The sequence below is a fragment of the Allobosea psychrotolerans genome (assembly GCF_002917105.1).
Taxonomy (GTDB): Bacteria; Pseudomonadota; Alphaproteobacteria; order Rhizobiales; family Beijerinckiaceae; genus Allobosea; species Allobosea psychrotolerans.
In genome coordinates this window covers 77,618-101,978 of the sequence record NZ_PQFZ01000020.1, presented here as the reverse complement: position 1 = coordinate 101,978, position 24,361 = coordinate 77,618, and the positions used below count along the sequence as shown (strand labels likewise).

The 24,361-nt window shown below is 66.2% G+C and carries 24 protein-coding genes; 13 read left to right on the top strand and 11 right to left on the bottom strand.

Annotated elements, in window-relative coordinates; genetic code table 11:
• Positions 1-185: 185 nt before the first annotated feature.
• Complete coding sequence (locus CYD53_RS24800; protein ID WP_103720759.1) at positions 186-1,469, top strand: NAD(P)/FAD-dependent oxidoreductase; 1,284 nt, start codon at positions 186-188, stop codon at positions 1,467-1,469.
• Between the two features lie 18 nt (positions 1,470-1,487).
• On the opposite strand, the gene CYD53_RS24795 is transcribed toward CYD53_RS24800, so the two are convergent.
• From CYD53_RS24795 to CYD53_RS24775, 5 genes are read right to left on the bottom strand one after another with little or no spacing between them, the layout of a single operon-like run.
• The gene (locus CYD53_RS24795; protein ID WP_245928419.1) at positions 1,488-1,919 is read right to left on the bottom strand and encodes a PPC domain-containing DNA-binding protein; all 432 of its coding nucleotides are present in this window, start codon (positions 1,917-1,919) and stop codon (positions 1,488-1,490) included.
• 8 nt (positions 1,920-1,927) lie between these two features.
• Positions 1,928-2,707, bottom strand: a complete 780-nt coding sequence (locus CYD53_RS24790; protein WP_103720758.1) for an SDR family NAD(P)-dependent oxidoreductase — start codon at positions 2,705-2,707, stop codon at positions 1,928-1,930.
• 12 nt (positions 2,708-2,719) lie between these two features.
• Positions 2,720-3,046 (bottom strand): MoaF-related domain-containing protein, encoded by a 327-nt coding sequence (locus CYD53_RS24785; RefSeq protein WP_245928418.1) that lies wholly within the window; start codon positions 3,044-3,046, stop codon positions 2,720-2,722.
• Positions 3,047-3,082: 36 nt separating this feature from the next.
• Complete coding sequence (locus CYD53_RS24780) at positions 3,083-4,291, bottom strand: MFS transporter (RefSeq protein ID WP_103720756.1); 1,209 nt, start codon at positions 4,289-4,291, stop codon at positions 3,083-3,085.
• Positions 4,292-4,302: 11 nt separating this feature from the next.
• Positions 4,303-5,127: an aldo/keto reductase gene (locus CYD53_RS24775; protein WP_103720755.1), complete on the bottom strand. Its 825-nt coding sequence runs from the start codon at positions 5,125-5,127 to the stop codon at positions 4,303-4,305.
• A 282-nt stretch (positions 5,128-5,409) separates the two neighbouring features.
• Between CYD53_RS24775 and CYD53_RS24770 the strand changes: the two genes are divergently transcribed.
• Together CYD53_RS24770 and CYD53_RS24765 are read left to right on the top strand one after the other, a co-directional pair.
• Positions 5,410-6,315: a LysR family transcriptional regulator gene (locus tag CYD53_RS24770; RefSeq protein WP_103720754.1), complete on the top strand. Its 906-nt coding sequence runs from the start codon at positions 5,410-5,412 to the stop codon at positions 6,313-6,315.
• 357 nt (positions 6,316-6,672) lie between these two features.
• Complete coding sequence (locus tag CYD53_RS24765; protein ID WP_181012015.1) at positions 6,673-7,620, top strand: LysR substrate-binding domain-containing protein; 948 nt, start codon at positions 6,673-6,675, stop codon at positions 7,618-7,620.
• On the opposite strand, the gene CYD53_RS24760 is transcribed toward CYD53_RS24765, so the two are convergent.
• A complete protein-coding gene (locus tag CYD53_RS24760) occupies positions 7,584-8,564 on the bottom strand; it encodes an agmatinase family protein (protein ID WP_103720752.1) in 981 nt (326 codons plus the stop codon). The two genes, CYD53_RS24765 and CYD53_RS24760, sit on opposite strands and share 37 nt — an antisense overlap.
• 276 nt (positions 8,565-8,840) lie before the next feature.
• Between CYD53_RS24760 and CYD53_RS24755 the strand changes: the two genes are divergently transcribed.
• The 10 genes from CYD53_RS24755 to argH all read left to right on the top strand — a co-directional run bounded on the left by CYD53_RS24755 (position 8,841) and on the right by argH (position 19,480).
• Positions 8,841-10,055 (top strand): amidohydrolase family protein, encoded by a 1,215-nt coding sequence (locus CYD53_RS24755; RefSeq protein WP_210202426.1) that lies wholly within the window; start codon positions 8,841-8,843, stop codon positions 10,053-10,055.
• Between the two features lie 16 nt (positions 10,056-10,071).
• Positions 10,072-11,103: an ABC transporter substrate-binding protein gene (locus CYD53_RS24750; RefSeq protein WP_103720772.1), complete on the top strand. Its 1,032-nt coding sequence runs from the start codon at positions 10,072-10,074 to the stop codon at positions 11,101-11,103.
• A gap of 42 nt (positions 11,104-11,145) precedes the next feature.
• Positions 11,146-12,204: an ABC transporter ATP-binding protein gene (locus CYD53_RS24745; RefSeq protein ID WP_103720750.1), complete on the top strand. Its 1,059-nt coding sequence runs from the start codon at positions 11,146-11,148 to the stop codon at positions 12,202-12,204.
• The gene (locus tag CYD53_RS24740; protein ID WP_103720749.1) at positions 12,201-13,055 is read left to right on the top strand and encodes an ABC transporter permease; all 855 of its coding nucleotides are present in this window, start codon (positions 12,201-12,203) and stop codon (positions 13,053-13,055) included. The genes CYD53_RS24745 and CYD53_RS24740 overlap by 4 nt, the downstream gene beginning before the upstream one ends.
• A complete protein-coding gene (locus CYD53_RS24735) occupies positions 13,052-13,867 on the top strand; it encodes an ABC transporter permease (protein WP_103720748.1) in 816 nt (271 codons plus the stop codon). Before CYD53_RS24740 ends, CYD53_RS24735 begins: the two co-directional genes overlap by 4 nt.
• Positions 13,868-13,905: 38 nt before the next feature.
• Positions 13,906-14,802 (top strand): amino acid ABC transporter permease, encoded by an 897-nt coding sequence (locus CYD53_RS24730; RefSeq protein WP_181012014.1) that lies wholly within the window; start codon positions 13,906-13,908, stop codon positions 14,800-14,802.
• On the top strand, positions 14,799-15,611 hold the full coding sequence (locus CYD53_RS24725) for an amino acid ABC transporter ATP-binding protein (protein WP_103720746.1): 813 nt from the start codon (positions 14,799-14,801) through the stop codon (positions 15,609-15,611). Before CYD53_RS24730 ends, CYD53_RS24725 begins: the two co-directional genes overlap by 4 nt.
• An 11-nt stretch (positions 15,612-15,622) precedes the next feature.
• Complete coding sequence (locus CYD53_RS24720) at positions 15,623-16,501, top strand: ABC transporter substrate-binding protein (RefSeq protein ID WP_103720745.1); 879 nt, start codon at positions 15,623-15,625, stop codon at positions 16,499-16,501.
• A 29-nt stretch (positions 16,502-16,530) separates the two neighbouring features.
• Positions 16,531-17,910: an MmgE/PrpD family protein gene (locus CYD53_RS24715; RefSeq protein ID WP_181012013.1), complete on the top strand. Its 1,380-nt coding sequence runs from the start codon at positions 16,531-16,533 to the stop codon at positions 17,908-17,910.
• A 64-nt stretch (positions 17,911-17,974) separates the two neighbouring features.
• A complete protein-coding gene (gene argH, locus CYD53_RS24710; RefSeq protein ID WP_181012012.1) occupies positions 17,975-19,480 on the top strand; it encodes an argininosuccinate lyase in 1,506 nt (501 codons plus the stop codon).
• 242 nt (positions 19,481-19,722) lie between these two features.
• Here argH and proX read toward each other — a convergent pair whose 3' ends face one another.
• The 5 genes from proX to CYD53_RS24685 form a co-directional block, all read right to left on the bottom strand.
• Positions 19,723-20,763, bottom strand: a complete 1,041-nt coding sequence (gene proX / locus CYD53_RS24705) for a glycine betaine/L-proline ABC transporter substrate-binding protein ProX (protein ID WP_103720742.1) — start codon at positions 20,761-20,763, stop codon at positions 19,723-19,725.
• Between the two features lie 131 nt (positions 20,764-20,894).
• On the bottom strand, positions 20,895-21,842 hold the full coding sequence (locus CYD53_RS24700) for an ABC transporter permease (RefSeq protein ID WP_103720741.1): 948 nt from the start codon (positions 21,840-21,842) through the stop codon (positions 20,895-20,897).
• Positions 21,835-23,028, bottom strand: a complete 1,194-nt coding sequence (locus CYD53_RS24695) for a quaternary amine ABC transporter ATP-binding protein (protein ID WP_103720740.1) — start codon at positions 23,026-23,028, stop codon at positions 21,835-21,837. Before CYD53_RS24695 ends, CYD53_RS24700 begins: the two co-directional genes overlap by 8 nt.
• A 175-nt stretch (positions 23,029-23,203) precedes the next feature.
• Entirely contained in the window at positions 23,204-23,518 is a 315-nt protein-coding gene (locus CYD53_RS24690) for an NIPSNAP family protein (RefSeq protein ID WP_103720739.1), read from the bottom strand.
• Complete coding sequence (locus CYD53_RS24685) at positions 23,515-24,360, bottom strand: alpha/beta fold hydrolase (RefSeq protein ID WP_103720771.1); 846 nt, start codon at positions 24,358-24,360, stop codon at positions 23,515-23,517. The genes CYD53_RS24690 and CYD53_RS24685 overlap by 4 nt, the downstream gene beginning before the upstream one ends.
• Between the last annotated feature and the right edge of the window lies 1 nt (position 24,361).

The window sequence follows — 24,361 nt, the reverse complement described above, 5'->3', positions numbered from 1 at the left end:
GTATAACATGATCCATGGACGGTCCCCTCAGGTGATGCTTCGACAACCTCACCTTGGCACAAAGATGCCGATCGGGGGCCGTCCACCCCAACAGGGGGGCGTGGAACACGGCCGCTCCTGGATTGCGTCGCTACGCTCGCAATGACGATGCGGCCTGAACAGAACAGTTGGAACGGAGCAGACATATGCTGGATGACAAGCGGTCGCACGGGCTGTGGGAGCTGTCCGCGCCGCCCCCGCCGCCGACCGCCGCTTTGACCGGGTCCGTCTCGGCCGACGTTGTCGTCGTCGGCGCGGGGTATACCGGGCTGTCGGCAGCGCTCCATCTCGCCAGGGCCGGCAGGTCGGTCGTCGTGCTCGAAGCGGCCGAGATCGGCTTCGGCGCATCCGGCCGCAATTCCGGCTTCGTCAATGCCGGCCTCTGGGTCATGCCCGACGATCTGATCGCGACGCTCGGTCCGGTCTATGGCAACCGCCTGATCGGACTGCTCGGCGAGGCGCCGCGCGAGGTCTTCGCCCTGACCGAACGCTATGGCATGCAATGCCAGGCCGACCATCGCGGGACCTATCACTGCGCTGTCGGGGCCAGCGGCCTGAAGCAGCTTCAGGCACGCCAGGCGCAGTGGAGCCGGCTCGGCGCCAAGGTCGAACTGCTCAGCGCCGGCGACACGCAGTCCAGGACCGGGGCTGTCGGCTATACCGGCTCGCTGTTCGACCCCCGCGCCGGCACGATCCAGCCGCTCGCCTATGCGCGCGGCCTGGCAAGCGCCGCGATGACCGAAGGCGCGACCATCCACACTGGCAGCGCGGTAACGTCCTTCGACCGCGTCAGCGATACCTGGCAGGTCAAGACCGCCGGCGGCAGCGTCAGCGCCGATTGGCTCATCCTGGCGACGGACGCGTATTCGACCGGATCGACCTCCGCCATCCGCGAGGAGCAGGTCCATCTGCCCTATTTCCATGTCTCGACCGCACCGCTGAGCCACAATCTCCGCAAGACCATCCTGCCGAATGGCGGCGCGGGCTGGGACACCAAGACCATCCTGAGCGGTTTCAGGCTCGATGCGGAGGGGCGATTGATCGTCGGCAGCGTCGGCGCATTGCGGGGGACCGGGCTCGGCGTTCATCGCGCCTGGATCAAGCGGCATATCCGCAAGCTGTTCCCGCAGCTCGGCGAATTCGAGCTCGAGACGGAATGGTACGGCAAGATCGGCATGACGCCGGATCACCTGCCGAGGCTGCACAGCTTCGGCCCGAACGCGATGGGCTTCAACGGCTACAACGGACGCGGCATCGCGCCAGGCACGGTCTTCGGGCGCGAGCTCGCCCGCCTCATACTCGGCGAAATCGATTTCGAAGGCATGCCGTTGCCGGTCTCCGAGGTCGCGATGCCAGCCTTCCGGACAGTGAAGGAGGCCTATTACGAGGTCGGTGCGCAGGTGGCGCACCTTCCGATCGCGCCGGCATGAAGCGCTTGGGTCGATCGCTCAGAGCTGCAGCACGTTTGCGCCGATGCCGGGATCGACCGCACGCTCCAGCCGCGTCGGGATCACGGTCACGCTGATCTCCAGCGAACCGCGCCCCACTTCGAGCGCCAGCAGATGGCCGCCGAAGGTGCGGAAGCTGTCGTCTCCGGCTGTGCCATGGGCATGGATGGAGGGCTTGCCGTCCTTCCATGCCAGCGTCCCGGTCAGGTTCGTCAGCTCCAGGTTGTGCATCGTCTTCGGCGCATATTCCTTCTTCTCGTAATCGAAGAAGCCGAAGGTCACATGGCCGGCGAAGCCGAGGCCCGCGATGAAGGCGGATGGGATCGCCTCCTCCCGCATCAGGGCTTCAAGCCGGGCAAAGACATCGTCGCCCTGGCGCAGGACCATCAGGAAACCGGTCTGTGTCGCGATATGGCGTCTGGGCTCGGTCATGGCGGGGCTCATATGATCGTCGGCGTGATGCCGCCATCGACCCGCAACGCGGCGCCGTTCGTCGCCGCCGAGAGCGGGCTTGCCAGATAGGCGACGAGGCTGGCGACCTCCTCGGGCTCGATCATGCGCTGGATCAGCGAGCTCGGGCGCTCCTTGGCGAAATATTCCTGCTCCATCTCGCCGGCGGGAAGGTTGGGGTCGCTGGCGACGCTGCGCAGGAAATCCTCGATGCCCGCAGAGCGCGTCGTGCCCGGCAGGACGGAATTGACGGTGACGCGCGTGCCCTTGGTCGTTGCCGCCAGCCCTCGCGAGATTGCGAGCTGCGCCGTCTTGGTCATGCCGTAATGGATCATATTCGGCGGAACCAGGACCGCGCTTTCGCTGGAGATGAAGATGATCCGCCCCCAGTCGCGCGCGAGCATGCCCGGCAGATAGTGCCGCGAGAGGCGGGCCCCGCTCAAAACGTTGATCTCGAAGAAGCGGCGCCAGTCCTCGTCGGTGATCTCGCCGAACGCCTTGGATTCGTAGATGCCGAGATTGTTGACGAGGATATCGACGTCCGGCACGGCAGCAGTCAGCGCCGCCGATCCTTCAGCGCTGGCCGGGTCGGCCAGCACGGCGCGAATGCTGCCGCCGATCGCGGTGGCAGCCGTGTCGAGATTGGCCTGCGAGCGACCGCAAATGACGAGTTTCGCGCCTTCCGCGGCCAGTGAGCGGGCGATCGCCAGTCCGATGCCGGCGGTGGCGCCGGTGACGAGCGCGGTCTTGCCGGTGAGTTGCAGGTCCATGGGGGCGTCTCCTCAATTCTGGTGGAGGGGTTCCAGCGGCTTCAGGCTGCCTTCCAGGCGGAAGAACCGAGCGTCGGGAGTGGTGAAGAAGGCCAATGAGCGGCCTGCTTCGAAATCGTCGATGTGAACGACGGTCGAGCCGTCGGCCTCCTGCCAGGAGATCGCATAGGTGCCACCGAAAAGATGGCGCCATTCGAACCCGACGGTCGCGTTGTTTCCGGTGAGCGCACCGCCGGTGATCTCGTAGGTCAGCGAGAGGCCCGCTTGGGCATAGGCGTTGGTAGCGACGAGATCGCCATAGTCGACTTCGAAGCGTTGTCCGGCCAGAGGAAAAGACATCTCATTCATTCCTGTTCGATCGGAAAACGCGGCACGTCACGCTTCGCATGCCTGTAGCTTGGGGCGGGCGCGTCCGAGCCAGACCAGGCCCAGCCCCGCCGCCGCGAGCAGCCCGCCCGCAACCGGCACGGCGGCATAGCCGAGGCCAAGGCTGATCACGGCGCCACCGACGGCCGCGCCGAGCGCATTGCCAAGGTTGAACGCGCCGACATTGATCGACGAGGCGAGGCCCGGAGCCTCCGATGCCGCCTGCATCACCCGCATCTGGACCGGCGGCACGATAGCGAAGGCCGCTGCGCCCCAGACGAGAAGCCCGATCGCCGCGCCGACATGGCTGGACAGCAGGAAGGGCAGCGCCAGCATGACGAGCGCGAGTGCGGCCAGGAAGATTCTGGTCGCACCATCGAGCGACCAGTCGGCGAGCCATCCGCCGAGTCCGTTGCCGATGGTGAAGCCGACGCCGATCAGCACCAGTGCGAGCGTGACGAAGCTCTCCGAGGCGCCGGTCAGTTCGGTCAAGGCCGGAGCGACATAGGTGTAGAGCGTGAACATGGCGCCGGCCCCCATCACCGTCGTCGCCATGGCGAGCAGCACGGCCGGGCGCGTGAGGACGCGCAGCTCCCGCGTGACATCAGGCATCGTGCCGGCTTCGCCCTTGGGCAAGGCGAGCCACAGCGCCGCGATGGCGAGGAGCCCTAGTCCCGCCGTGCCCGCGAAGGCCATGCGCCAGCCGATCTGCTGGCCGATCCAGGTCGCCGCCGGCACCCCGCCGATATTGGCGATGGTCAACCCCATGAACATGGTTGCGACGGCGCTGGCTTGCTTCTCCTTCGGCACCACGCTCGCGGCGACGATCGAGCCGAGCCCGAAGAAGGCGCCGTGATTGAGGCTGGTGACGAGGCGCGCGGCCAGGAGCGTCCAGTAGTCGGGGGACAGCGCCGACAGGAGATTGCCGATGGTGAAGATGCCCATCAGCAGCATCAGCGCGGTGCGCTTGCCGAACCGGCTGAAGGTGAGCGTCATCACCGGGGCGCCGATCATCACCCCGAGCGCATAGGCGCTGACGAGCAGGCCGGCGGTCGGGATCGAGACATTCACCCCCTCCGCGATGACGGGCAGGAGCCCCATCGGCGCGAATTCGGTCGTACCGATGCCGAAGGCGCCGACGGCCAGGGCGAGCAGCGGCCAGTTGATACCGGCCGTATCACCCTGTCCGGGCTGGATGCCTGAGGTTGCAGTGGTCATGTCCCTGTTCTTCATGCGTCCCAGGCGGGGGCCAGGCCGGGAGGGCTGACAAGCCGGCCGTCGGGACGAGCCAGCTTGCCGATCGCCGCCATGTCCTCGTCGCTGAGAGAAAAATCGAAGACCGCGAAGTTCTCGGCCACACGCTCGGGCTTGGCCGTCTTGGATAGCGCAATGAATCCCTGCTGGATCAGCCAGCGCAGCCCGACCTGCGCGGCGCTCTTGCCGTAGGTCTTGCCAATGCGCTGGAGCGCCGGATCGCGCGGCACTGCGCCGTCGGCCATGCCGTAATAGGCGGAGATCGCGACGCCGGCCGCCCGGGCAGCATCAATCATCGCGCTTTGCTGGAGATAGGGGTGCAGTTCGATCTGGTTGGTGACGATCGGTGCCTTGCTCGATGAGATCGACTCTTTGAGCTGCGCGACGTTCTGGTTGCTGACGCCGATGAAGCGGGTCTTGCCGGCGGCCTGCACGGCATTGAGCATCTCGATCTGATCCGCGATCGCGACCTTGTCGGCCGGCCAATGCAGCAGGAGCAAGTCGACCTGATCGACCCTGAGCTTGTCGAGGCTCTCATCGACCGACGCCGCGAATTTTTGCGGGCTGTAGTTGTCGACCCAGACCTTGGTGGTCAGGAAGAGATCCCGCCGCCGCGCGCCGGCGTCCTGCAAGGCCCGGCCGAGTGCCGCTTCGTTGCCATAGATCTGGGCGGTGTCGAAATGGGTGAAGCCGGCTTCCAGAGCGGCTGGAACGACGCGCTCCACCTCCGCATCCGACATCCGGAACACGCCGAAGCCAAGGGCGGGAATTTGGGCGCCGTGCGCCGTTACGATCTGCATGGGTCGTTCTCCTGTGGTTGTCAGGCAGACAGGGTCGCTTTGCGCGGAGAGGCTGGGTACGCCGCGCGGACGTCGCTCGGCGAGGCGACGTGCCTCGCCGTCGGGAGACCAGTCATTGTCGAGCGGGAGCTCGATTCCGACCGTCAGCCGGCCGGTCGTCCTGATGAGGTCCAGTGCGGAGATCTTTGACATGTGGGGGAAGATGGGCCCCGCGGACGCGCTTGATAATCCGCTCATCCTCCACATTATCTGTGAAGCAGATTCACAGATGCGAGGACCGCGATGGATAACCGCGCAGGCGAGATGCAGGTCTTCCTCAGGGTCGTCGAAGCCGGCAGCTTATCCGAGGCGGCACGGCTGCTGCGCATGACGCCCTCGACGGTCAGCAAGCTGATCGGGCGGATCGAGGCGCGCCTGGGCGTACGCCTGCTGGAGCGTTCGACACGCCGTCTCTCGCTCACCACCGAGGGCCAGATCTACTACGAGCGAAGCCTCGCGCTGCTGGCCGAGCTTGAGGACATGGAGCGCGACCTGGCGCTGGGTGGGGCGAATGCCGGCGGCACCGTTCGCGTCAATGCCTCCGTCGCCTTCGGCGTGCTCGGCTTGGAGCCTTTGCTTCCGGCATTCTGGCAGGCGCATCCCAACATCATCGTCGATCTGTCGCTGTCAGACGAGATCGTGGATCTTTATCTGGACCGTACCGATGTCGCCTTCCGCGTCGGGACGTTGCAGGATTCGACCATGATGGCGCGGCGGATCGGCGTCGCGCACCGCAAGATCGTCGCGGCGCCGGATTACCTCGCCCGCTACGGGACACCGCGGACGATCGACGATCTTGCGCGGCACAACTGCCTCGGCTTCAACTTCCGCCGCGCTGCTCCGGTCTGGCCGCTCAAGGAAAGCGGCCGCACCGTCGATCGCACGGTGAATGGCGCGCTGCTCGCCAATAATGGAGAAACCGTGCGGCGCATGGCGCTCGCGGGGGTCGGCCTGGCACGCCTCGGCGACTATCACGCCCGCGCCGATATCGCCGCCGGGCGGTTGGTCGAAGTTCTGTCGGATGCGGTCAAGGGCGACGAGGAGGAGATCCACGCGCTCTATCTTGGCGGCCCCCGGTTGCCGCAGCGCGTCCGAATCTTCCTCGATTTCGTCAGCCCGCGGCTTCAGCACTTCTTGAACGAGCCATAGCTAAGGTTGTCGCACAAATTTGCAGCGGCCTGCGCGCCGGGACGTCCAGCCTGTGCCGGACGCAGGTGCCGGTGCAGCGCCGGCTGAGCAATGGCGTCATGATGGCGTGCCATCTTCCGCACGCGCAGCTGGAGACGGTCGCGCTGGGCCTGTCCTAGAGCGGCTTCCGATCAAGTTGGATCATAAAATTTATCTATGTCGTTGTTCTAAAGCGTTTTACCTGCGATGGACGCCGCCCAAATATGGGCGATAGGCTCGGGGCCAAGACGGCCGGCCGCGCGGCCGGAATTTGACGACGGCGGGCAATTTGGCACTACGATTGCCGATCCCTGGAACGATGCCTGGAATCTCGACGCCGTGATCCGCAACCTGCCGCTCGCCACGCTGCGCACCTTCGAGGCCGCCGCCCGCCACCAGAGCCTGGCGAAGGCCGCCGTCGAGCTCAGCCTGACCGACAGCGCCGTCAGCCATCAGCTCAGGCGGCTGGAGGAGGCGCTTGGCGTCGATCTGTTCGAGAAATCGGGCAGGGGCGTCGTCCTCTCCGATGCCGGGCGGATTTTCTCGCGCACGGTCGGCACGGCGCTGCAGGATATCGCCCGCACGGCCCATAGTCTCGCGGATGCCGATCAGGTCGGAGGGCGACTGACCATCGCCTGCTCGCCGATGTTCGCCAGCAAATGGCTCGCAAAAAATCTCGCCGATTTCTGTTACGACCACCCAGCCATCGAATGCCATATCCAGCTGGTCGAGAATGATCGCGTCGCCGAGGTTGCCGACGTGGATCTCGGCATCCAGTTCGGCAGCGGCTCATGGAAGGCGAAATGGGCGGCCCTGCTCGAGCACATCGCCATCGCGCCCGCCTGCAGCCCGCTCCTGTTCCAGCGCGCCGGCCGCAGCTTCGCCAAGCCGTCCGACCTTCAGGACGTGATGCTGTTGCATCAGGACGACGGTACGGAATGGCGGCGCTGGCTTGCCGGCGAAGGCGAGCATGATTTCGAGATCTTCCGCCGCCATCTGTATTGCAACGATCTCAGCATCGCGATCGATCTCGCTGCCGAGGGCGCCGGAGTGGTCCTCGTCAGCGACACGCTGTCGGCCTCGCATATCGGCGAAGGCACGCTGCTGCGCCCCTTCGCCGGCACGATCCAGGCGACGGGCGGCTGGTACGTGCTGTGCGATACCTCCAGGCTGGAACGCTCGAACACCAGGCTGTTCCTGCACTGGCTGCTCGGGCGTTTCGGCCAGACCGTCAATCTGAACGGAGGCGATCAGGCGGCGGCAACAGGCTTCGACGACAGCCCGTAGAGCAGGCTCAGGATCAAAGAGGCGCCAGTCGAGCCGGTGATGTTGCGGGGATCGAAGGGCGGTGAGATCTCGACGAGATCGGCGCCGATCACCTTGCCGCTCGCGCCGATCCGGCGCAGCGCATACTGGATGTCGTGAGCGGGAAGGCCGAACGGGTTGGGGGCCGCGGTGCCCGGCGCCTGCGACAGGTCCAGTACGTCGATGTCGACGGAAACGTAGATCGCGTCCGTGCCGTTCCCGGCGACCTCGAGCGCCTGCTCGACCACGGCCGCCATGCCGCGCTCGCGAACCTCGAGACCGGAGATGACGGTGACACCCATCTCCTTGGCGTAATCGTCGAGTTGCGGCGAGTTGGTGAACTCGGCCATGCCGATCTGCACCAGATTGGGGCCGCTCAGCAGCGTGCCGGGCATTTCCAGCGTCTTGCGGAAGGGCACGCCGCTCGATTCAGCGCCCAGATGCGCCTTGCGCAAATCGTGATGGGCATCGAAATGGATCACGCCGAGCTTCTTGCCCGGGCCCATCGCCTCGATCACGCCGCGCATATTGGGATAGGCGATCGAATGGTCGCCGCCGATCATCACCGGCACGATCCCGCGCGAGACCAGGGTGCTGACCGTCTGCGTGATGCGCTTGAAGGTGCCTTCCATATCGGTGAGCACCACCTGGACGTCGCCGATATCGGCGGCGCGGAAATCCGTCATGGTGCGGCGGTCGCGGCTCGAATAGGTGGTGAAATACATCAGGCCCTGGCGCACCGCATCGGGGCCATGCCGCGAGCCCGTCCTGACCACCGAAGCACCGTCATAGGGCACGCCGACGATGGCGCAGTCGAGATCGAGCGTGCCGTCCCAGCTCAGCCAGGCGCCGGCGCGATGCTCCGCCACATCGCCCTTCATGGTGTTGACGATCAGGCCGGGTGGGAGAAGATCGAGATGTTTCAAGGTGCGCTCCTTGCTGTCCGCGGAGCGAGATTAGACATGTCGGGCGCAGGCGGTGAAGTGAAGGTTCATCAGCCTTCAGGTGAGGGATTTTCAGCTATGGCGCCTTCGCTCAACAATTAATCGAAACGGCTTCGTTTTATACGTGAATCTACGTCATGATTTGACTGAGGATTCATCATTTGCCCCGGCGGGTCGCGTCTTGCTTGATAGCTGGGCAAGGGCCGCGAGAGCCCGGTTGGCGAGCGCCATGCGGGCGCCGCGATAGAGGGGATCGCAATGAGCCGTGGAGACCGTCACGGTTTAGGCATCGTCATGAGCGCAGGCGCGGCGCCATTGCGGCTGCTGCGCGCGCCGGAGGTGTTCGCACCGGCTGCGATCGGGTCGCAGGAGATTCTGATCGGCGGCGGCAGGATCCTGGCGATCGGGCCTGATTTGGCAGCGACCGCGACGCTGCCCGGCCTCGTCGAAGTGGTAAGGCTGCCTGCTGGCAAGCTGGTTCCGGGCCTGATCGACCAGCATGTTCATTTCATCGGCGGCGGCGAGGGCGATGGGCCCCACGCACGCATGCCCGAACTGTCCTTCGAGGCCTTTGCCTCGGCCGGGGTCACGACGGCCGTCGGGCTGCTCGGCAGCGAGATCGAGGCCAAGACCTTGCCGCTGCTCCTGCGCAAGGCGCATGAGCTCGACCGGGCCGGGCTCACCAGCTTCATCTATTCCGGCGCGATGGCGCTGCCGGCGCCTTGTCTGACGCAGAGCGTGCGCTCGGACATCGTCCTGGTCGACAAGGTCATCGGCGCCAAGAGCGCGATTGCCGAGCGCGCCTTCCCCAATCTCGACTTTCCCGGCTTCGCCGCTCTGGCGGGGGAGCTGGCGCAAGCGAAGGCGATGAGCGGCAAGGCTGCGGTGCTGCATCTCCATGTCGGCCGGCTGCAAAGCGGGCTGACCACGCTGTTCGATCTCGTCGAAAGCATGGATTTCCCGCCGGCACAGGCGGTTCCGACCCATGTCAATCGCTCTCCCGATGGTTCGCCCGTCTTCGAGCAGGGCATCCGCTTCGCCAACGCTGGCGGCATCATCGATTTCACCTGCTGTCTGGGGCCGCGAGACGGCATTCCCGCGGGTCTCGACGCTGTCGAGGCCGTGCAGCGCGCGCTCGATGCCGGCGTGCCGGAGGACCGGATCACCCTGTCGTCGGACGCTGGTGTGGCCGTGCCGGCGGCGGGCGGGCAGGGCGGCTTCGTCGCCGTGCCACCATCGATCCTGTTTCGCGATCTCAAGCGCCTCGCGACCGAGGGCGGGCTCGGCTGGGCGCAGGCATTGCCGTTCGTGACGAGCAACGTCGCCCGGGTGCTGGGTCTTGCCGGCCGCAAGGGCGGCATCGCGCCGGGCATGGATGCAGACCTCGTCTTCATCGGCGAGGACGACCGCATCGCCTGGGTGATGAGCTCCGGTCGGCTGGTTTTCAGCAGAGCAGATGACGCCAACCAATGATGAAAAGGGGACGGTCATGACATCGAGCACAACAATTTCCAGGCGCTGCCTGCTGGCGGCGATCGCGGCCACGGCGGTTCTCGGCGCCGGGTCCAATGCCTTCGCCCAGGGCAAGCAGGTCAAGGTCATGACCTTCGGCTCGACCTGGGAGCGCGTGCTGAAGCCGCTGGCGCCCGCCTTCAAGCAGGAGACCGGCATCGAGATCGTGCCGATCATCCAAAACAGCTCCGCCGAGGGGCTGGCAAAGCTGCAGGCCTCGCGCCAGAGCCCGGGCGTCGATGTCTGGTTCACCGGCGAGGCCATCGCCATGCGCGCCGCGACCGACAAGGAGCTGTTCGTGCCGCTCCCCAAGGACAAGCTGCCCAATCTCGGCAAGCTGATCCCCGGCGCCTCGAACGACATGTTCGTCGCTTATTGGTACTTCCCAACCGGCATCGTCTACCGGCCCGATCTGGTGCCCGGAGGCAAGGTCACAGCCTGGAGCGACATCTTCCAGCCGGCCTTCAAGAACGCCATCGCGCTGCCGGCGCCGACCGTCTATCCCGGCCGCACCATCCTGATCGCCTCGCTTCTGAACGGCGGCTCGATCGACAATGTGAAGCCGGGCATCGAGTTCCTCGGCAAGATGCGTGACCATGTCGCGATGTTCAATTCCTCCGACACCAACGCCCGCCGGGCGCTGGCGCGCGGCGAGATCATGGCGATGATCGGCTCGCCCTCGGCGGTGAAGGAACTGGCCGATCAGAACATCGCGGTCGCGATGGTCAGCCCGAAGCCGACGCCGCTGATCTTCGAGGGCATGATGATGGTCAAGAACGGCAATGAGGACGCCGCCGCCACCTTCATCAACCGCTCGCTTGCCGCCGATTGGCAGAAGCACATGACCGACATCTACAATCTCGGCCCGGTCAACAAGGAGGTCGCCCCGGCCGAAGCGCTGGTGAAGGTGCTGCCGACGCCGGAGAACGCCGTGACCTTCGACGAGGCGAAGATCAACCAGCGCCTCGGCGAATGGACCGAAGAGTTCAACAAGGCCATCGCGAAGTAGCGCTCCCGCGGACCCAAAACCCTGAAGAAAGCGGTTTACGCGATGAGCACCCCATCCTCGTCCCGATTGGAGATCGACGGCGTCGCCAAGGCCTATGGCGCGGTCAAGGCTGTCGAGAGCGTCTCGCTCGCGGTCGAGCCGGGCGAGGTGCTCGCCCTGCTCGGACCGTCGGGCTGCGGGAAGACGACGCTGCTGCAGTCGATCGCCGGCTTCGTGGTGCCTGACGCTGGCGATATCCGGCTGGATGGCGCCTCGATTCTGGTGACACCGCCGGAGAAGCGCCGCACGGCGATGCTCTTCCAGCAATATGCGCTGTTTCCGCATATGAGCGTGCGCGACAATATCGGCTTCGGCCTGCGCATGGCGCGGGTTCCCAAGGTGGAAGCCGCCAGGCGCATCGAGCAGGCGCTCGCGCTGGTGCGCATCACGCAATTGGCAGAGCGGCGCCCGGCGCAGCTGTCCGGCGGCCAGCGCCAGCGCGTGGCGCTGGCGCGCGCCGTCGTCACCGAGCCGCGCCTGCTGCTGCTCGACGAGCCGCTCGGCGCGCTCGACCAGAATCTGCGCGAGGAAATGCAGGTCGAATTGCGCAAGCTCCAGCGCAATCTCGGCCTGACCACGGTGATGGTCACCCATGACCAGCGCGAGGCGATCGTGCTGTCGGACCGCATTGCGGTGATGAAGGAGGGGCGCATCGAGCAGATCGGCACGCCGCTCGACATTCATGACCATCCACGGACGCATTATGTCGCGACCTTCACCGGCGTCGAGAACCTGTTGCCCGGGCGCTTCCACGGCGAGGATGTCGTCGAGCTGGCCGGCCAGCGGATTGTCGGGGTCCAGGCGTCCGCTGCGAAACCCGGCGCAGTCACGCTGGCGATCCGGTCCGAGGCGATCACCGTGCTGCCGCCCGGGCAGGGTGATATCGAAGGCACGATCGGCTTCGTCCAGATGCTCGGCGCATCCGTACGCTACGAGGTGGCGATCGCAACCGGCCTGACCGTGACGGTGACCGAGGTGCGCCGCGATGCGCCACCATTCGAACTTGGCGCCGCCGTCTCGATCAGGCTCGCGGCCAGCCGCTGCTCGGTGCTGGCGTCATGAGCCGCGCCACCATCCTGCTCATGCTGCCGGCGCTGCTGGTCCTGACGCTGTTTGGGGTCGTGCTGGCCTCCTTCGCGAGCGTCAGCCTGATGGTGCTCGATCCCGGCAGCGCCGTGTTCCACGGGCCGCCGACGCTGGCGAACTATACCAGGCTCCTGGGCTCCGAAGGCGCCTGGCGCGCCGTCCTGACGACATTGCGGCTCTCGGCCGAGATCACCGTTCTATGCGTGCTCTTCGGCTACCCGCTGGCTCGCGTCCTGGCGCGCTCCCACTCCCGCAGCCTGCGCCGCGTCATCCTGTTCTGCCTCGTCGCGACATTCCTGTCCGGCGGGGTGACGCGTGCCTATGCCTGGCTGATCATCCTTGGCAATCAGGGGCTGATCAACCAGGGGCTGCGGGCGGTTGGACTGCCGAGGGCGGCGCTGATCAACAACGAGTTCGCCGTCGTCGTCTCGGTCTTGAACTTCGTGCTGCCCTTCTTCGTGCTGACGCTGTTTGGCGCATTGCGGACCATTCCCGAGCAGCTCGAACACGCCGCGCGCAATCTTGGAGCCTCGCGGCTGCGCAGCTTCGTCTCCGTCACGCTGCCCCTCTCGCTGCCGGGGCTGGCGGCTGCGACCTCGCTGTGCTTCGCGCTCTCGCTTGGCGCCTTCCTGTTCCCGCAGATGCTCGGCGGCGGGCGCGTGCATGTGCTGGCAACAGCGATCTATGACCGCATCCAGGCAAGCTACGACATTCCCTCCGCAGCGGCACTGGCGGTGCTGTTCTTCCTGCTCGTATTGCTCATGCTTGCGGTCGTCGGGGGCTTGCGCCGCCTCGTTGCGGTGCGCTTCGCGGGGGAGGCGGCATGACGCGCCGCGCCATCGATCATACCCGGCCGGTTTCGGCGGTCGTCACCGTTTGGGGGCTGGCGACGCTCGTCTTCGTGCTGCTGCCGCTGCCCTTCATCGTGCTCTACGCGCTGAGCCGCAACAATTACGCGCTGTTCTCGGCGCAGGGCTTTACGCTGCAATGGTTCCAGCGCTTCTTCGAGAACGACCGTTTCATGGCGGCACTGCAGAACTCGCTGGCGATCTCGGCCATCACCACCGTCGTGGCGCTCGCCATCGCCGCGCCGACTGCGATCGTCGCGGTCCGGCATCGCTTTCCCGGCCGGGACCTGATGATGGCGCTGATCTCGGCGCCGCTCCTGGTGCCCGGCGTCATCAGCGGCACGGCGGCGCTCAGCTTCGTCGCGCAGACGCGCATCGGCCCCGGCTTCTGGCCGATCACGGTCGCGATGATCTGCTTCACCCTGCCGCTGGTGCTGCGCCCGCTGGTCGCCAACCTGTCGGGGCTCGATCCCGATCTGGAGAAGGCGGCGCGCAATCTCGGCGCGAGCCCGTTTGCGGCGTTCTGGCGGGTGACGATGCCGCAGCTTGCGCCGGGCCTCGTCGCCGGCGGCACCTTCGCCTTTGTCGAGGCGATGGACAATTTCTCGATAGCCGTCTTCCTGACCAATATCAGCACGACGACGCTGCCGGTCGAGGCTTACAGCTATATCCGCGACATCGACGACCCGACGGTGGCAGCGATGGCGACGCTGCTGATCCTTTTGAGCATCGGCGTGGTCCTCGCGATCGAATGGCTGCTTGGGCTCGACCGCTTCCTCGACATGTCGTGACGGCACATCTGCGCGCAACGAATGATCCAGCTGAAAGGATGACTGGCGCCATGAGCGCGACAACGACAGATTCCGAACTGCCTGTCCTAGCGAATGTCGCGCGGGTGAAGCTCAGCCATCCCTCGCGCTGGGTCGTGGCGATCGCGTGCCTCGTCGGCCTGGCCCTGATCGTCCGCGCTTTCGCGCTCGGGCAGATCGAATGGACCTTTGTCGGTCGCTTCCTGACGGCGCAGGCCATCGTCACCGGCTTCGCCAACACCATGCTGATGACGATCCTGGCCATGGCGCTCGGCATCCTGCTCGGGTTGATCGCGGCTCTGATGCGGCTCTCAGTCAATCCGGTCGCACGCGTGGTCGCAGGCGCTTACATCTGGTTCTTCCGCGGCACGCCGGTCTATCTCCAGCTCCTGCTCTGGTTCAACCTGGCGCTGATCTTCCCGACAATGGGCATCCCCGGCCTCTGGGAAGCACGCACCGTCGATGTGATGACGCCTTTCCTGGCAGCGTTGCTGGGCCTCGGCGTCTGTCAGGGGGCCTATACCGCCGAGGTCATCCGTGCCGGCATCACCTCGGTCGATGCCGGCCAGGTCGAGGCGGCGAAGGCCGTCGGCATGACCGGGCCGCAGGTGATGCGCCATGTCGTGCTGCCGCAGGCACTGCGCGTCATCACCCCGCCGATCGGCAATGAGGTGATCGGCATGCTCAAGCACACCTCGCTCGCCGCGGTGATCTCCTACAACGAGATCATGCACACGGCGTCGATGATCTATTTCGTCAACAACCGCGTCATCGAGATGCTGATCGTCTGCTCGATCTATTATCTCGCTACGGTCACACTGCTGTCGATCGGCCAGTCCTGGCTCGAACGCCATCTCGGCCGCGCCGCGCGCCGGACGTCCGGGGCAGCTCCGGCGATCCAGGGAGAGCCGGCATGACCCCGGCGGCCACCATTCCCGCAGTCACGATCCCGGCAGTCTTGGCCCGCGACCTGCGCAAATCCTTCGGCAGCGTCGAGGTCCTGCGCGGCATCTCGCTCGAGGTGAAGCCGGGAGAGGTCTTCGGCATCATCGGCCCGTCCGGCAGCGGCAAGAGCACCTTCCTGCGCTGCCTCAACAGCCTTGAGACGGTCGATGGCGGCGATCTCTACGTCAATGGCGAGTTCGTCGGCCATCGCTTCCGCGACGGACGCCTGCACGAGCTCTCCGACAGGGAGCTCTCGGCTCAGCGCATGCGCACGGGCATGGTCTTCCAGCGCTTCAACCTGTTCGCCCATATGACGGCGCTCGAAAACGTCGTGCGCGGGCCGGTCGTCGTGAAGCAGACCCCGCGTATTGAGGCGGAAGCCGAAGGGCGCCGGCTGCTCGACCTCGTCGGGTTGAAGGGGCTCTATGAGCGCTATCCCGTGCAGCTTTCGGGCGGGCAGCAGCAGCGCGTCGCCATCGCCCGCGCCATGGCGATGCAGCCCGACATCCTGCTCTTCGACGAGCCGACCTCGGCGCTCGACCCCGAACTGGTCGACGAGGTGCTGGAGACGATCAGGCAACTCGCGCGGGACGGGCGCACCATGGTCGTCGTCACGCATGAGCTCGCCTTCGCCCGCGACGTCTGCGACCGCGTCGCCTTCATGGAGCAGGGGCAGCTCGTCGAATGCGCGCCCGCTGCCGAGCTCTTCGCCAACCCGCAGATGCCGCGCACCCGCGATTTCCTGCAGCGGCTCAATTCCACGAACCCGGCACGACAATGAGAGGGATTCCCATGCCATCGACGAACAGCACGCTTCGCCTGGCCTTCGGCTTCAGCATCGCGACCTTGCTCGCCTGCGCCTCGGCGCAGGCCCAGGATCTCGCCGCGCGCGTTCCCGCCAGGATCAAGGAGGCAGGAAAGCTCGTGGTCGGCACGAGCCCGACCTATCCGCCGCTCGAATTCAAGGACCCGATGACACTGAAGCTGACGGGCCTCGATATCGATCTGTCCGAGGAGATCGGCAAGCGTCTCGGTCTCAAGGTGGAATGGCGCGAGCAGTCCTTCGACCAGCTCATCAACTCGCTCGATACGGCTCGCATCGACATGGGTGCCTCGGGCATGACCGATATTCCCGCGCGACGCGAGAAGACCGATTTCGTCGACTATTTCTCGACCGGCACGCAGCTCTTCACCATGCCGGCCGTCGGCGCCGATCTGAAGAAGGTCGAGGATGTCTGCGGCAAGCCGGTCTCGGTCAACCGCAACGGCATTTTCTATATCCGCATGCAGGACTTCAACCAGAAGACCTGCGTCGCCAAGGGCCTGCCAGAGGTCAAATACGTGCTCGTCGACAAGACCGCCGATGCCCGCGTCCAGCTCCTGCAGGGCCGCGTCGTAGCGGCCGCGATGGGTGTCGACGCGATCCGCTATCTCAACGAGCAGAAGGACTCGCCCGATCGCGGCAAGTTCACCCTGATCGGCGAGCCGGTCGCCATCGACTATGCCGGCTTCGGCTTCGCCAAGAGCAATTCCGCCCTGCGCGACGTCGTCGCCGATGCGGTCGACGCCATGATCAAGGACGGCACCTACGGCAAGATCTTCGACAAATGGGAAATGCCCTACGCCACGGTCAAGGCGACGATGATCAACGCCGAGCCCCGCCGGAAGTAAGCGGTCCTGGAAGAGCCGAGGATCATCGCATGCGCCCTGAAAACACCCGTCCGGCCGCCGAGACGCTCGCCGCCTTCTATGCCGGCGTGCGTGTGGAGGATCTGCCGCCGGAGACGATCCACGCCGTGCGCCGGCATGTGCTCGACACGCTCGGCGCCTCGCTCGCAGGCGTCCGGCAGCCCGAGCCGGAAGCCGCCTTCGCAACGGCCCGGATCGCCTATGGCGACAGTGGCCCGGCTCTCCTCTGGGGCAGGGCGCAGACTGCTGCGCCGGCCGCTGCTGCGCTCGTCAACGGCACGGCGGCGCATGCGCTTGAGCTCGACGATGCCAGCGGCTGCGACCATAGCGGCGCGGTGGTGGTGCCGGCGGTGCTGGCCGCACTGCCTCTCGCTGCCGGCGCTGACGAGGGCGATCTGATCGCCGCCGTCGCGATCGGCTATGATCTCGGCCGGCGCGTGCTCGAGGCGTCCGGCGGCTACAATGCGCACAACAATGCCGGCTGGCATTCGACCGGCACTTGCGGGGTTTTCGGGGCCGCCGCGGCCGTGGCGCGCCTCCTGGCTTGCGACGAGGCGACGACGCGCAATGCGTTCGGGATCGCAGGATCCTTCGCCTCGGGGACATGGGCGTTCATGAGCGATGGCGCGATGACCAAGCGCTTGCACCCTGGCCATGCGGCGGCCTCCGGCGTGCTGGCGGTGCTGCTGGCGCGCTCCGGCATGACAGGGCCGGCCGCGATCTTCGATGCGCCCTGGGGCGGCTTCCTGCCGACTTATGCCCGGGACGAGGCCGATTGGGCGGCACTGACCAGTGGTCTGGGCACGGATTGGCGCATCCACCGGTCCTCGATCAAGCCCTATGCCTCCTGTCGCGGCACGCATGCGGCTGTCGAGGCCATGCTGCGCTTGCGCGGGGAGGGGGCGAGCGTCCGCAACATCTCCGCCATTCGCGTCAATGTGCATCCGACCATCGTGCGCATGTGCGCCGCGACCAGCGTCACCACCCTGCTCGATGCCCAGATGAGCCTGCCCTATGCGGTTGCGGTCGCGCTGGTTCGCGGGGCGGCCGACCTGCCGATGTTCAGCGAAGCGGTACGGCGCGATCCCGCGGTTCTCGACCAGGCGCGCCGCGTCGAGGTGGTCGAGAGCGTCGAACCCATGACCAATGTCGCGGCCGAGCTGGTGCTCGATTTCACGGACGGCGCCCAGCGGCGGATGCGCATCGATGTGCCGGCCGGCTCCGCCACCAATCCGCTGCCCGACGATGGCGTGATCGCAAAATATCGTTCGCTGGCGGCGCCGATCCTCGGTGCGGGGCAGGCGGCTGCGCTCGAAGATGCGGTGCTGCGCCTGGGCCGGGGCGTGCAGCCGGCCGAGCTGCTGGGCGCGCTGCATCTGCCGGGGCGCTGAGCTGCAAATCTCGATTTTCATGACGTCGGCGCTGGCCGGCGCACCGATTGACTGGAGCAAGATCATGACCAAAGCCTCGGATTATCGCGGGTTCCGCACCGCCGGCGCCCGCCTGACCGAAGAGCCGCTGGCCCATCTCGATTTCCACCGCTCGAGCCTGCTCGGCGAGTCCGTCCATGCGATCCATGCCTTCGACAAGGCGCATGCGCTGATGCTGGGCGAGGAGGGCATCCTGCCGCGCCAGACCGCTATCGCGATCCTCAAGGCCTTCCGCGAGATGGAGGCGCAGGGCGTCGAGACGGCGCGCGCCGAGGCCGATGGCGGCATGCATTCCGGCGAGCATTATCTGACCAAGACGCTGGGCGAGGAGATCGGCGGACGCCTGCATCTCGGGCGCAGCTCCGGCGACCTGATCGAGGTCGCGCGGCGCATCACCTTCCGCAACCACATCCATCGCATGCTGGCGGCCCTGATCGTCCTGCGCGGGACGCTGCTCGATCTGGCGATCGAACACCGCGCGACGGTGATGCCGGGCTATACCCATGGCCAGCATGCCCAGCCGACGACCTATGCGCATTGGCTGACCATGTTCGAGGTGGTCTTTGCCCGCGATACCGAGCGGCTGCTCTCCTTCTACACGCGCGTCAACCGCTCGCCGGCCGGCGCGGCGATCATGACGGGCTCCGATTTCCCGCTGAACCGCCAGCGCGTCTCGGATCTGCTCGGTTTCGACGCCCCGCTCTCGCACACCATGGACGCCATCCTCAGTCACGACCTGGAGATGGAATATGCCGGCGTGCTGGCCGTGCTGGCCCAGAATATCGGCCGCCTCGCCGACGACCTCTTCATCTGGTCGACGATGGAGTTCGCCATGGTCGAATTGCCCGACCGCTATTGCGGCACGAGCTCGATCATGCCGCAGAAGAAGAACCCGGACGGGCTCGAGGACATCAAGGGCGTCGCAGCCCAGTCGCTCGGCATCGTCGCCACCGTGATGATGGCGGAGAAAGGCCCGACCGGCTTCCCGATCATGGAGCGGCGCAACAGCCAGGCGATCCTCTGGGACATGGGCAAGGCACTCGGCGTCCGGCTGGAGACGCTCTCTCCCTTGATGCGCGACCTCAAGGTCAATGTCGCGCATATGGGCATGCGCGCCGGCGCCAACTGGGCGCAGGTGACGGATCTGGCCGCCGCCCTGGTGCGAGAGGCCGGTATCGACTGGCGCACGTCGCACCAGATCGTCAGCGTCTTCGTACGCCGCAACATCGCCGCCGGAATCGCTCCGCGCCAGGCGACGACGGCTTCAGTCGACGACGCGGCGATCGAACTCGGCCTGGCGGCGCCGCGCATGTCCGACAAGGTGTTCGCCCAGGCGATGGACCCGGCCGTCTTCGTTCAGCGTCGCAAGCTCCTGGGTGGCCCGGCACCGGAAGCGATCAGTCGCGAAGTCGCCACCGGTCGTGCGATCATCGCCACTGACGCGAAGGTCGTCGACACCGCCTCCTCGCAGATCGCCCGGGCCACCGAGCTCATGGAATCCGCGATCAGCGACCTCATTGGCGCCGCCTAGAGTATTTCCGCGTTTCTCCGAAACGCGGAAATACTCTACCACCTTGTTTTATCGCATTTTCTTCACGCGAACCGGTGTCCACTTCGCTCGAAAATGCTCTAGGTCCCGGGATCATTGCTCGGGCCGTCTGGCGGCGCAGTCGGCGGGGGGTGATTTCCCCCGCCGGAGGACGCGCCTGACGCGCAACGCCGATCGAGCAGTTGGAGAACGCCGCCCAGGCCCGGATTGCGAAGGACCGGACCTCATTTGGTCGAGCGCGCGGCCTCGACCCAGCCTTCAAACAGAGCCTTGTGCGAGCCGATCCACTCATCGGCCATCTTGGTCACCAGGGTGGTGCTTCCGCCATTCTTGTTGATGCTGGCTTCCCAGTTCGACCAGTCTTCGAGCGGGAACTTCATCTGCTCCACGAAGGTTTTCACCGCCGGGTTGTTGGCGACGAACCCCTTATTGGCGACAGCCGACCAGTTCCATGACGACATCGCCATGCGGCACGGATCGGCCCCGCCGGCGCAGCCCTTGACGCCGCTGACCAGCGCCGAGCCCTTGTTCGGCACGGAGGGCGGCAGCGCGTCAGCCGGTGTCGGCAGCCAGACCACATCCTCGCCCGGGATGAGGGCATTGTTCATCCAGGATGGGCTCCAGGCATAGAAGAACGCCGGCTCGCCACGTTTCACGCGGGCGACGGCCTCCACCATCAGCGCCTCGTATTTGCCGCGGATCGATTTCACGGTGTCCTTGAGGCCGAACTTGTCGAGCTGGAAATCGACGACGTCGCCGCAGCTCCAGCCGGGATCGCAATTGATCAGATCCGCCTTGCCGTCGCGGCCGAACAGCGCCGCGATCTTGGGATCTTTCATCTGCGCGAGGGTGGTGATGTTGTGGGCGGCCGCAGTCTTCTTGTCGATCAGATAGCCATTGATGCCGCCGCCGACGATCAAGCCGGCGCCGACGATTTCGGCCTGCTTCTCGACCGCACGGAAGCCGGGCTCGCGCTGCGGGAAATTGACGTCGGTTGCAAGGTCGAGGTCGCCCTGCGCCGCCGCCTGGAAGAACAGCGTCGTGTTGACGGTGCTGAGTTTGACCTCATAGCCGAGCTGCTTCATCGCCTTCATCGCGATCTGCGCAACGACGTAGTTGGCGCCCAGGCTGTCGCTCTGGGCGTAGCGGATCGTCTTGCCCTTGCCTGGAAGCTCCTGCGCAACCGCAGGTGCGGTGGCGAAAGCGATCGCGGTCATGGCGATCGCCGCAGCCGTCAATGTCTTCAATCCGGTTATGCCAGTCATTGCGTTCTCCTTCGCGATGTCGACCTGTTCGGTCGTTTTATGATGTCCCCTGACCGCCTCGCGGCGGGTCTTCGCGCCGGCGCGCCCGGGCGCTCCGGCTATTCTCCGGGCAGGCCGCTTGGCGGCTTGCGTTAGAGCGCTTGCTTTGCCGCTATCGCGGTTGCCGTCGGTTCTTCCGGGCGACCGCCCTTGACCAGGCGCATCACCGTGGCGAGCAGCGAGGTCCGCGTCGCGCCGCCACGCTTGGGCTCGGCCAGCTTCTGCGTGACGCGATCGAGCACCATCGCCAGCAGCACGATGGCGATGCCGCCGACCGCGGCGCGACCGACATCGAGACGGCCCAGGCCCTGGAGGACAACGAGACCCAACCCCTCGGCGCCGATCATCGCGACGACGACGGAGAGAACCATCGCGGTGAGCACGGTCTGGTTGAGGCCGCCGAGGATGGTGGGAATGGCAAGGGGGAGCTGGATCTCGAACAGGAGCTGGCGCTTGTCGGCACCGAAGGCGAGGCCGGCCTCGACGATCTCGTGCTCCACCATGCGGATGCCGAGATTGGTGAAGCGGATCAGGGGCGGCGCCGCTGCCGTGACGACGGCGACCTCGCCCGGCACGGTGCCGACGCCGAACAGCATGACGACCGGCACCAGATAGACGAAGCTCGGCGTCGTCTGCATGATGTCGAGGATCGGCCGCACCACGTTCCAGACACGGTCGCTGCTGGCGCACCAGATCCCCATCGGAATGCCGATGACGGCGCAGAACACGATCGCGGTCGAGATCAGCGAGAGCGTCGTCATCGCCTCGTTCCAGACGCCGAGCATCGCGACCACCACGAGCGATATCGCGCTGAAGGCCGCGATGCCGGGCGTCGCCAGGCGCCATGCCAGCAGCGTGAAGCCGACGACGAAAACCGGGAACGGAATGGCGTGCAGCACCGTATCGTTCAGGCTGAGCAGGCCCTCGACCGGCCATTTTATGGCGAGGAAGAGGGGGCGCAGACTGAGCGCGACCCAGCTGACGCCCTGCTGGATCCAGCTGTCGATCGGGAAAATGGCAAGATCGTCGGCCTTAAACATGGCGATCTCCGGCTGAGGCGGTTTTGGGCGAGGTCGAGGACATGCGGGAGAGGAGCTCGCCGACGCCCAGGGTCCCGACGAGCCTGCCATCCTCGTCGATGACCGCCATCGGCCGGCCATTGCGATAACTGCGCGCGACCTCGATGAGCTTGGCGTTCTCCGGGACGCTGACGTAATCACTGCTCGGCGTGCCGATTTCGCCGCTCTGGCGCGCATGGCCCAGCGCCGCGCCGTCGAGCGCGCCGAGGATCCGGCCCTCGCCATCGAGAACGAAACCGGGATCGCCGGCCTCCGCGCCGCCCACCAGGATGCCGCGCTCGGAGCGCAGGATCGGGGCGGCTTCGCGCATGACGGAGCGGGCGTCGAAGAGCCGGGCCCGGTCGATCTCGCGGGTGAAGGCCGCGACATAGTCGCTGCCCGGCTCCAGCACGATCGATTGCGGTGTGCCCTCGCGAACCAATTCGCCTTCAGACATGATCGCGATGCGCGTGCCCAGCTTGAGCGCCTCCTGGAAATCATGGGTGATGAACAGGATGGTCTTGTTCAGCGTGCGCTGCAGGCGCAGCAATTCGTCCTGCATCTCGGTGCGGATCAGCGGGTCGAGCGCGCTGAAGGCTTCGTCCATGATCAGGATATCGGCATCGGTCGCGAGCGCGCGGGCAAGGCCGACGCGCTGGCGCATGCCGCCGCTCAGCTCATGGGGGAAATGGTAGCCCCAGCGCGCAAGCCCGACGACGCTCAGCACCTCGTCGGCCCGGCGGCGGCGATCCGCCGGCGAGGCGCCACGCAGCTTCAGCCCGAATTCGACATTCTCGATGACGCGCTTGTTCGGCAGGAGCGCAAAATGCTGGAAGACCATCGAGATGCGCGTGCGGCGAACCTCGCGCAGGTCCTCTTCCCTTAGGGGAACGATATCGCGCCCATCGAGCAGGATCTTCCCGGCGCTCGGCTCGTTTAACCGGTTGATGCAGCGCGCGAGCGTCGACTTGCCGGAGCCGGACAGGCCCATGACCATGTACATGGCGCCCTGGGGCACGCTGAGCGAGACATTGTTGAGCCCGACGACGGCGCCGAGCTTGTCGAACACGGTGCTCTTGTCCCCGCCATTGGCGAGGATCTGCAGCGCCGCCTCCGGCGCCGCCGAGAAGATCTTGTACAGATTCTGAATCTGCAGTCGCTCGGTCATGTCCGAAAACCCCTCATTTCGGCGCCCGATGTCTTCGGGCTTGTCCGACTCCCGCCGCGATCGATTAAGAGCCGGCCGGCGCGGCCCGTCTTCCTGCGATCCGGAGGACGGATGCCGTCGTCCCTTGTCGGAAAAGCGCTAAGAAACGCCGTGACGCTCCGGCGGGTCCCTACGCTCAGCGCAGCGGCGAGAAATCGGTCGGCAGCAGGATGCGGTTTTCCGCCTGCTCGATGTTCTCCGACAGCTGCGGGAGGAACGCCTGCCAGCGTGGATCGTCAGCCAGTTGCTGGCGCCGCCGCACCCGATCCTCGAAATCGGCATAGGCCCAGAGATGGGTGACATGGCTGAGCAGGCCGATCTCGGTGGTGAAGTACCCGATCAGATGGCCGAGGATGGGCTGCTGGATCGCCAGGCCTTCATCCCTCACAAGCGCGAGATAGCGCGCCATCCGCCCATTGCGGATACGATAGATCCGTTCCTCGACGATCATTGTGCATCTCCGGCGCTGCTGCTGAGAAATCCGCGCATCAGCGCGGCCACCTGCTCGGTAGCCTCGGTCAGGATCGAGTGACGCAGGCCGGGCAGGACGTGCAGCTGCGAGCCACTGATGCGCTCGTGCATGTGGCGCGCCATGCGTGGGTTGGAGCCGGCATCCTCCTCGCCGGTCGCGATGAGGACCGGCATGCGGATCTGGTCGAGCAAACCGCCGAAATCGGTCTGCGCCAGCACGCGATAGGCGGCGGCGTAGCATTCGGGGTCGTTTTCGGCGTTGCGCTGCCGCAGCGTCGCGATGAGATCCGGGTTGCGCGCCTGGAAGGCCTCGGTGAGCCAGCGCGACAGCGAGGCGTCGTAATGCGAACCGCGATCACCGGCCTGCAGGGCGGCGAGGCGGGCGGCAACGCGCTCGCGCTCCTCCTCGGTGCGCCCCGCCACGGTCGCCAGCAGCACGAGCCGCCTGAGCCGCGCCGGATGCGTCAGCGCGATGCGCTGCGCGATCAACCCGCCCAGCGAGAAGCCGGCGAGGTGGAAGGTCTCGAAGCCGGCATGGTCGGCGAGCGCCAGCACGTCCCCGACGAAATCGTCGATCTCGTAGCGCCCCCTGACCTTGCTCGAGCGGCCATGGCCGCGCAGATCGAAGCTCAGGATCCGAAACCGGTCGGAAAGGCGCTCGGCAACGCCGTCCCAGGCCTCCAGATAGGAGCCGACGCCATGGATGCAGACCAATGGCTCGCCCGAGCCCTGCAGCCGGTAGTTCAGTGTGACCTCGCCAACTCTCAGGCTCGTGACGCCAGCGGTCTGCGGCACGCGGGCAGCGCCTGTCGCGGCACCCATC

Coding starts and splice junctions, on each gene's coding strand:
- CYD53_RS24745 (WP_103720750.1), top strand. CDS start 11,146: ATGAGCACCCCATCCTCGTCCCGATTGGAGATCGACGGCGTCGCCAAG.
- CYD53_RS24780 (WP_103720756.1), bottom strand. CDS start 4,291: ATGACCACTGCAACCTCAGGCATCCAGCCCGGACAGGGTGATACGGCC.
- CYD53_RS24685 (WP_103720771.1), bottom strand. CDS start 24,360: ATGGGTGCCGCGACAGGCGCTGCCCGCGTGCCGCAGACCGCTGGCGTC.
- CYD53_RS24795 (WP_245928419.1), bottom strand. CDS start 1,919: ATGACCGAGCCCAGACGCCATATCGCGACACAGACCGGTTTCCTGATG.
- CYD53_RS24695 (WP_103720740.1), bottom strand. CDS start 23,028: ATGACCGAGCGACTGCAGATTCAGAATCTGTACAAGATCTTCTCGGCG.
- proX (WP_103720742.1), bottom strand. CDS start 20,763: ATGACTGGCATAACCGGATTGAAGACATTGACGGCTGCGGCGATCGCC.
- CYD53_RS24800 (WP_103720759.1), top strand. CDS start 186: ATGCTGGATGACAAGCGGTCGCACGGGCTGTGGGAGCTGTCCGCGCCG.
- CYD53_RS24690 (WP_103720739.1), bottom strand. CDS start 23,518: ATGATCGTCGAGGAACGGATCTATCGTATCCGCAATGGGCGGATGGCG.
- CYD53_RS24755 (WP_210202426.1), top strand. CDS start 8,841: ATGAGCCGTGGAGACCGTCACGGTTTAGGCATCGTCATGAGCGCAGGC.
- CYD53_RS24750 (WP_103720772.1), top strand. CDS start 10,072: ATGACATCGAGCACAACAATTTCCAGGCGCTGCCTGCTGGCGGCGATC.
- CYD53_RS24720 (WP_103720745.1), top strand. CDS start 15,623: ATGCCATCGACGAACAGCACGCTTCGCCTGGCCTTCGGCTTCAGCATC.
- CYD53_RS24790 (WP_103720758.1), bottom strand. CDS start 2,707: ATGGACCTGCAACTCACCGGCAAGACCGCGCTCGTCACCGGCGCCACC.
- CYD53_RS24725 (WP_103720746.1), top strand. CDS start 14,799: ATGACCCCGGCGGCCACCATTCCCGCAGTCACGATCCCGGCAGTCTTG.
- CYD53_RS24785 (WP_245928418.1), bottom strand. CDS start 3,046: ATGTCTTTTCCTCTGGCCGGACAACGCTTCGAAGTCGACTATGGCGAT.
- CYD53_RS24735 (WP_103720748.1), top strand. CDS start 13,052: ATGACGCGCCGCGCCATCGATCATACCCGGCCGGTTTCGGCGGTCGTC.
- argH (WP_181012012.1), top strand. CDS start 17,975: ATGACCAAAGCCTCGGATTATCGCGGGTTCCGCACCGCCGGCGCCCGC.
- CYD53_RS24775 (WP_103720755.1), bottom strand. CDS start 5,127: ATGCAGATCGTAACGGCGCACGGCGCCCAAATTCCCGCCCTTGGCTTC.
- CYD53_RS24730 (WP_181012014.1), top strand. CDS start 13,906: ATGACTGGCGCCATGAGCGCGACAACGACAGATTCCGAACTGCCTGTC.
- CYD53_RS24700 (WP_103720741.1), bottom strand. CDS start 21,842: ATGTTTAAGGCCGACGATCTTGCCATTTTCCCGATCGACAGCTGGATC.
- CYD53_RS24740 (WP_103720749.1), top strand. CDS start 12,201: ATGAGCCGCGCCACCATCCTGCTCATGCTGCCGGCGCTGCTGGTCCTG.
- CYD53_RS24770 (WP_103720754.1), top strand. CDS start 5,410: ATGGATAACCGCGCAGGCGAGATGCAGGTCTTCCTCAGGGTCGTCGAA.
- CYD53_RS24715 (WP_181012013.1), top strand. CDS start 16,531: ATGCGCCCTGAAAACACCCGTCCGGCCGCCGAGACGCTCGCCGCCTTC.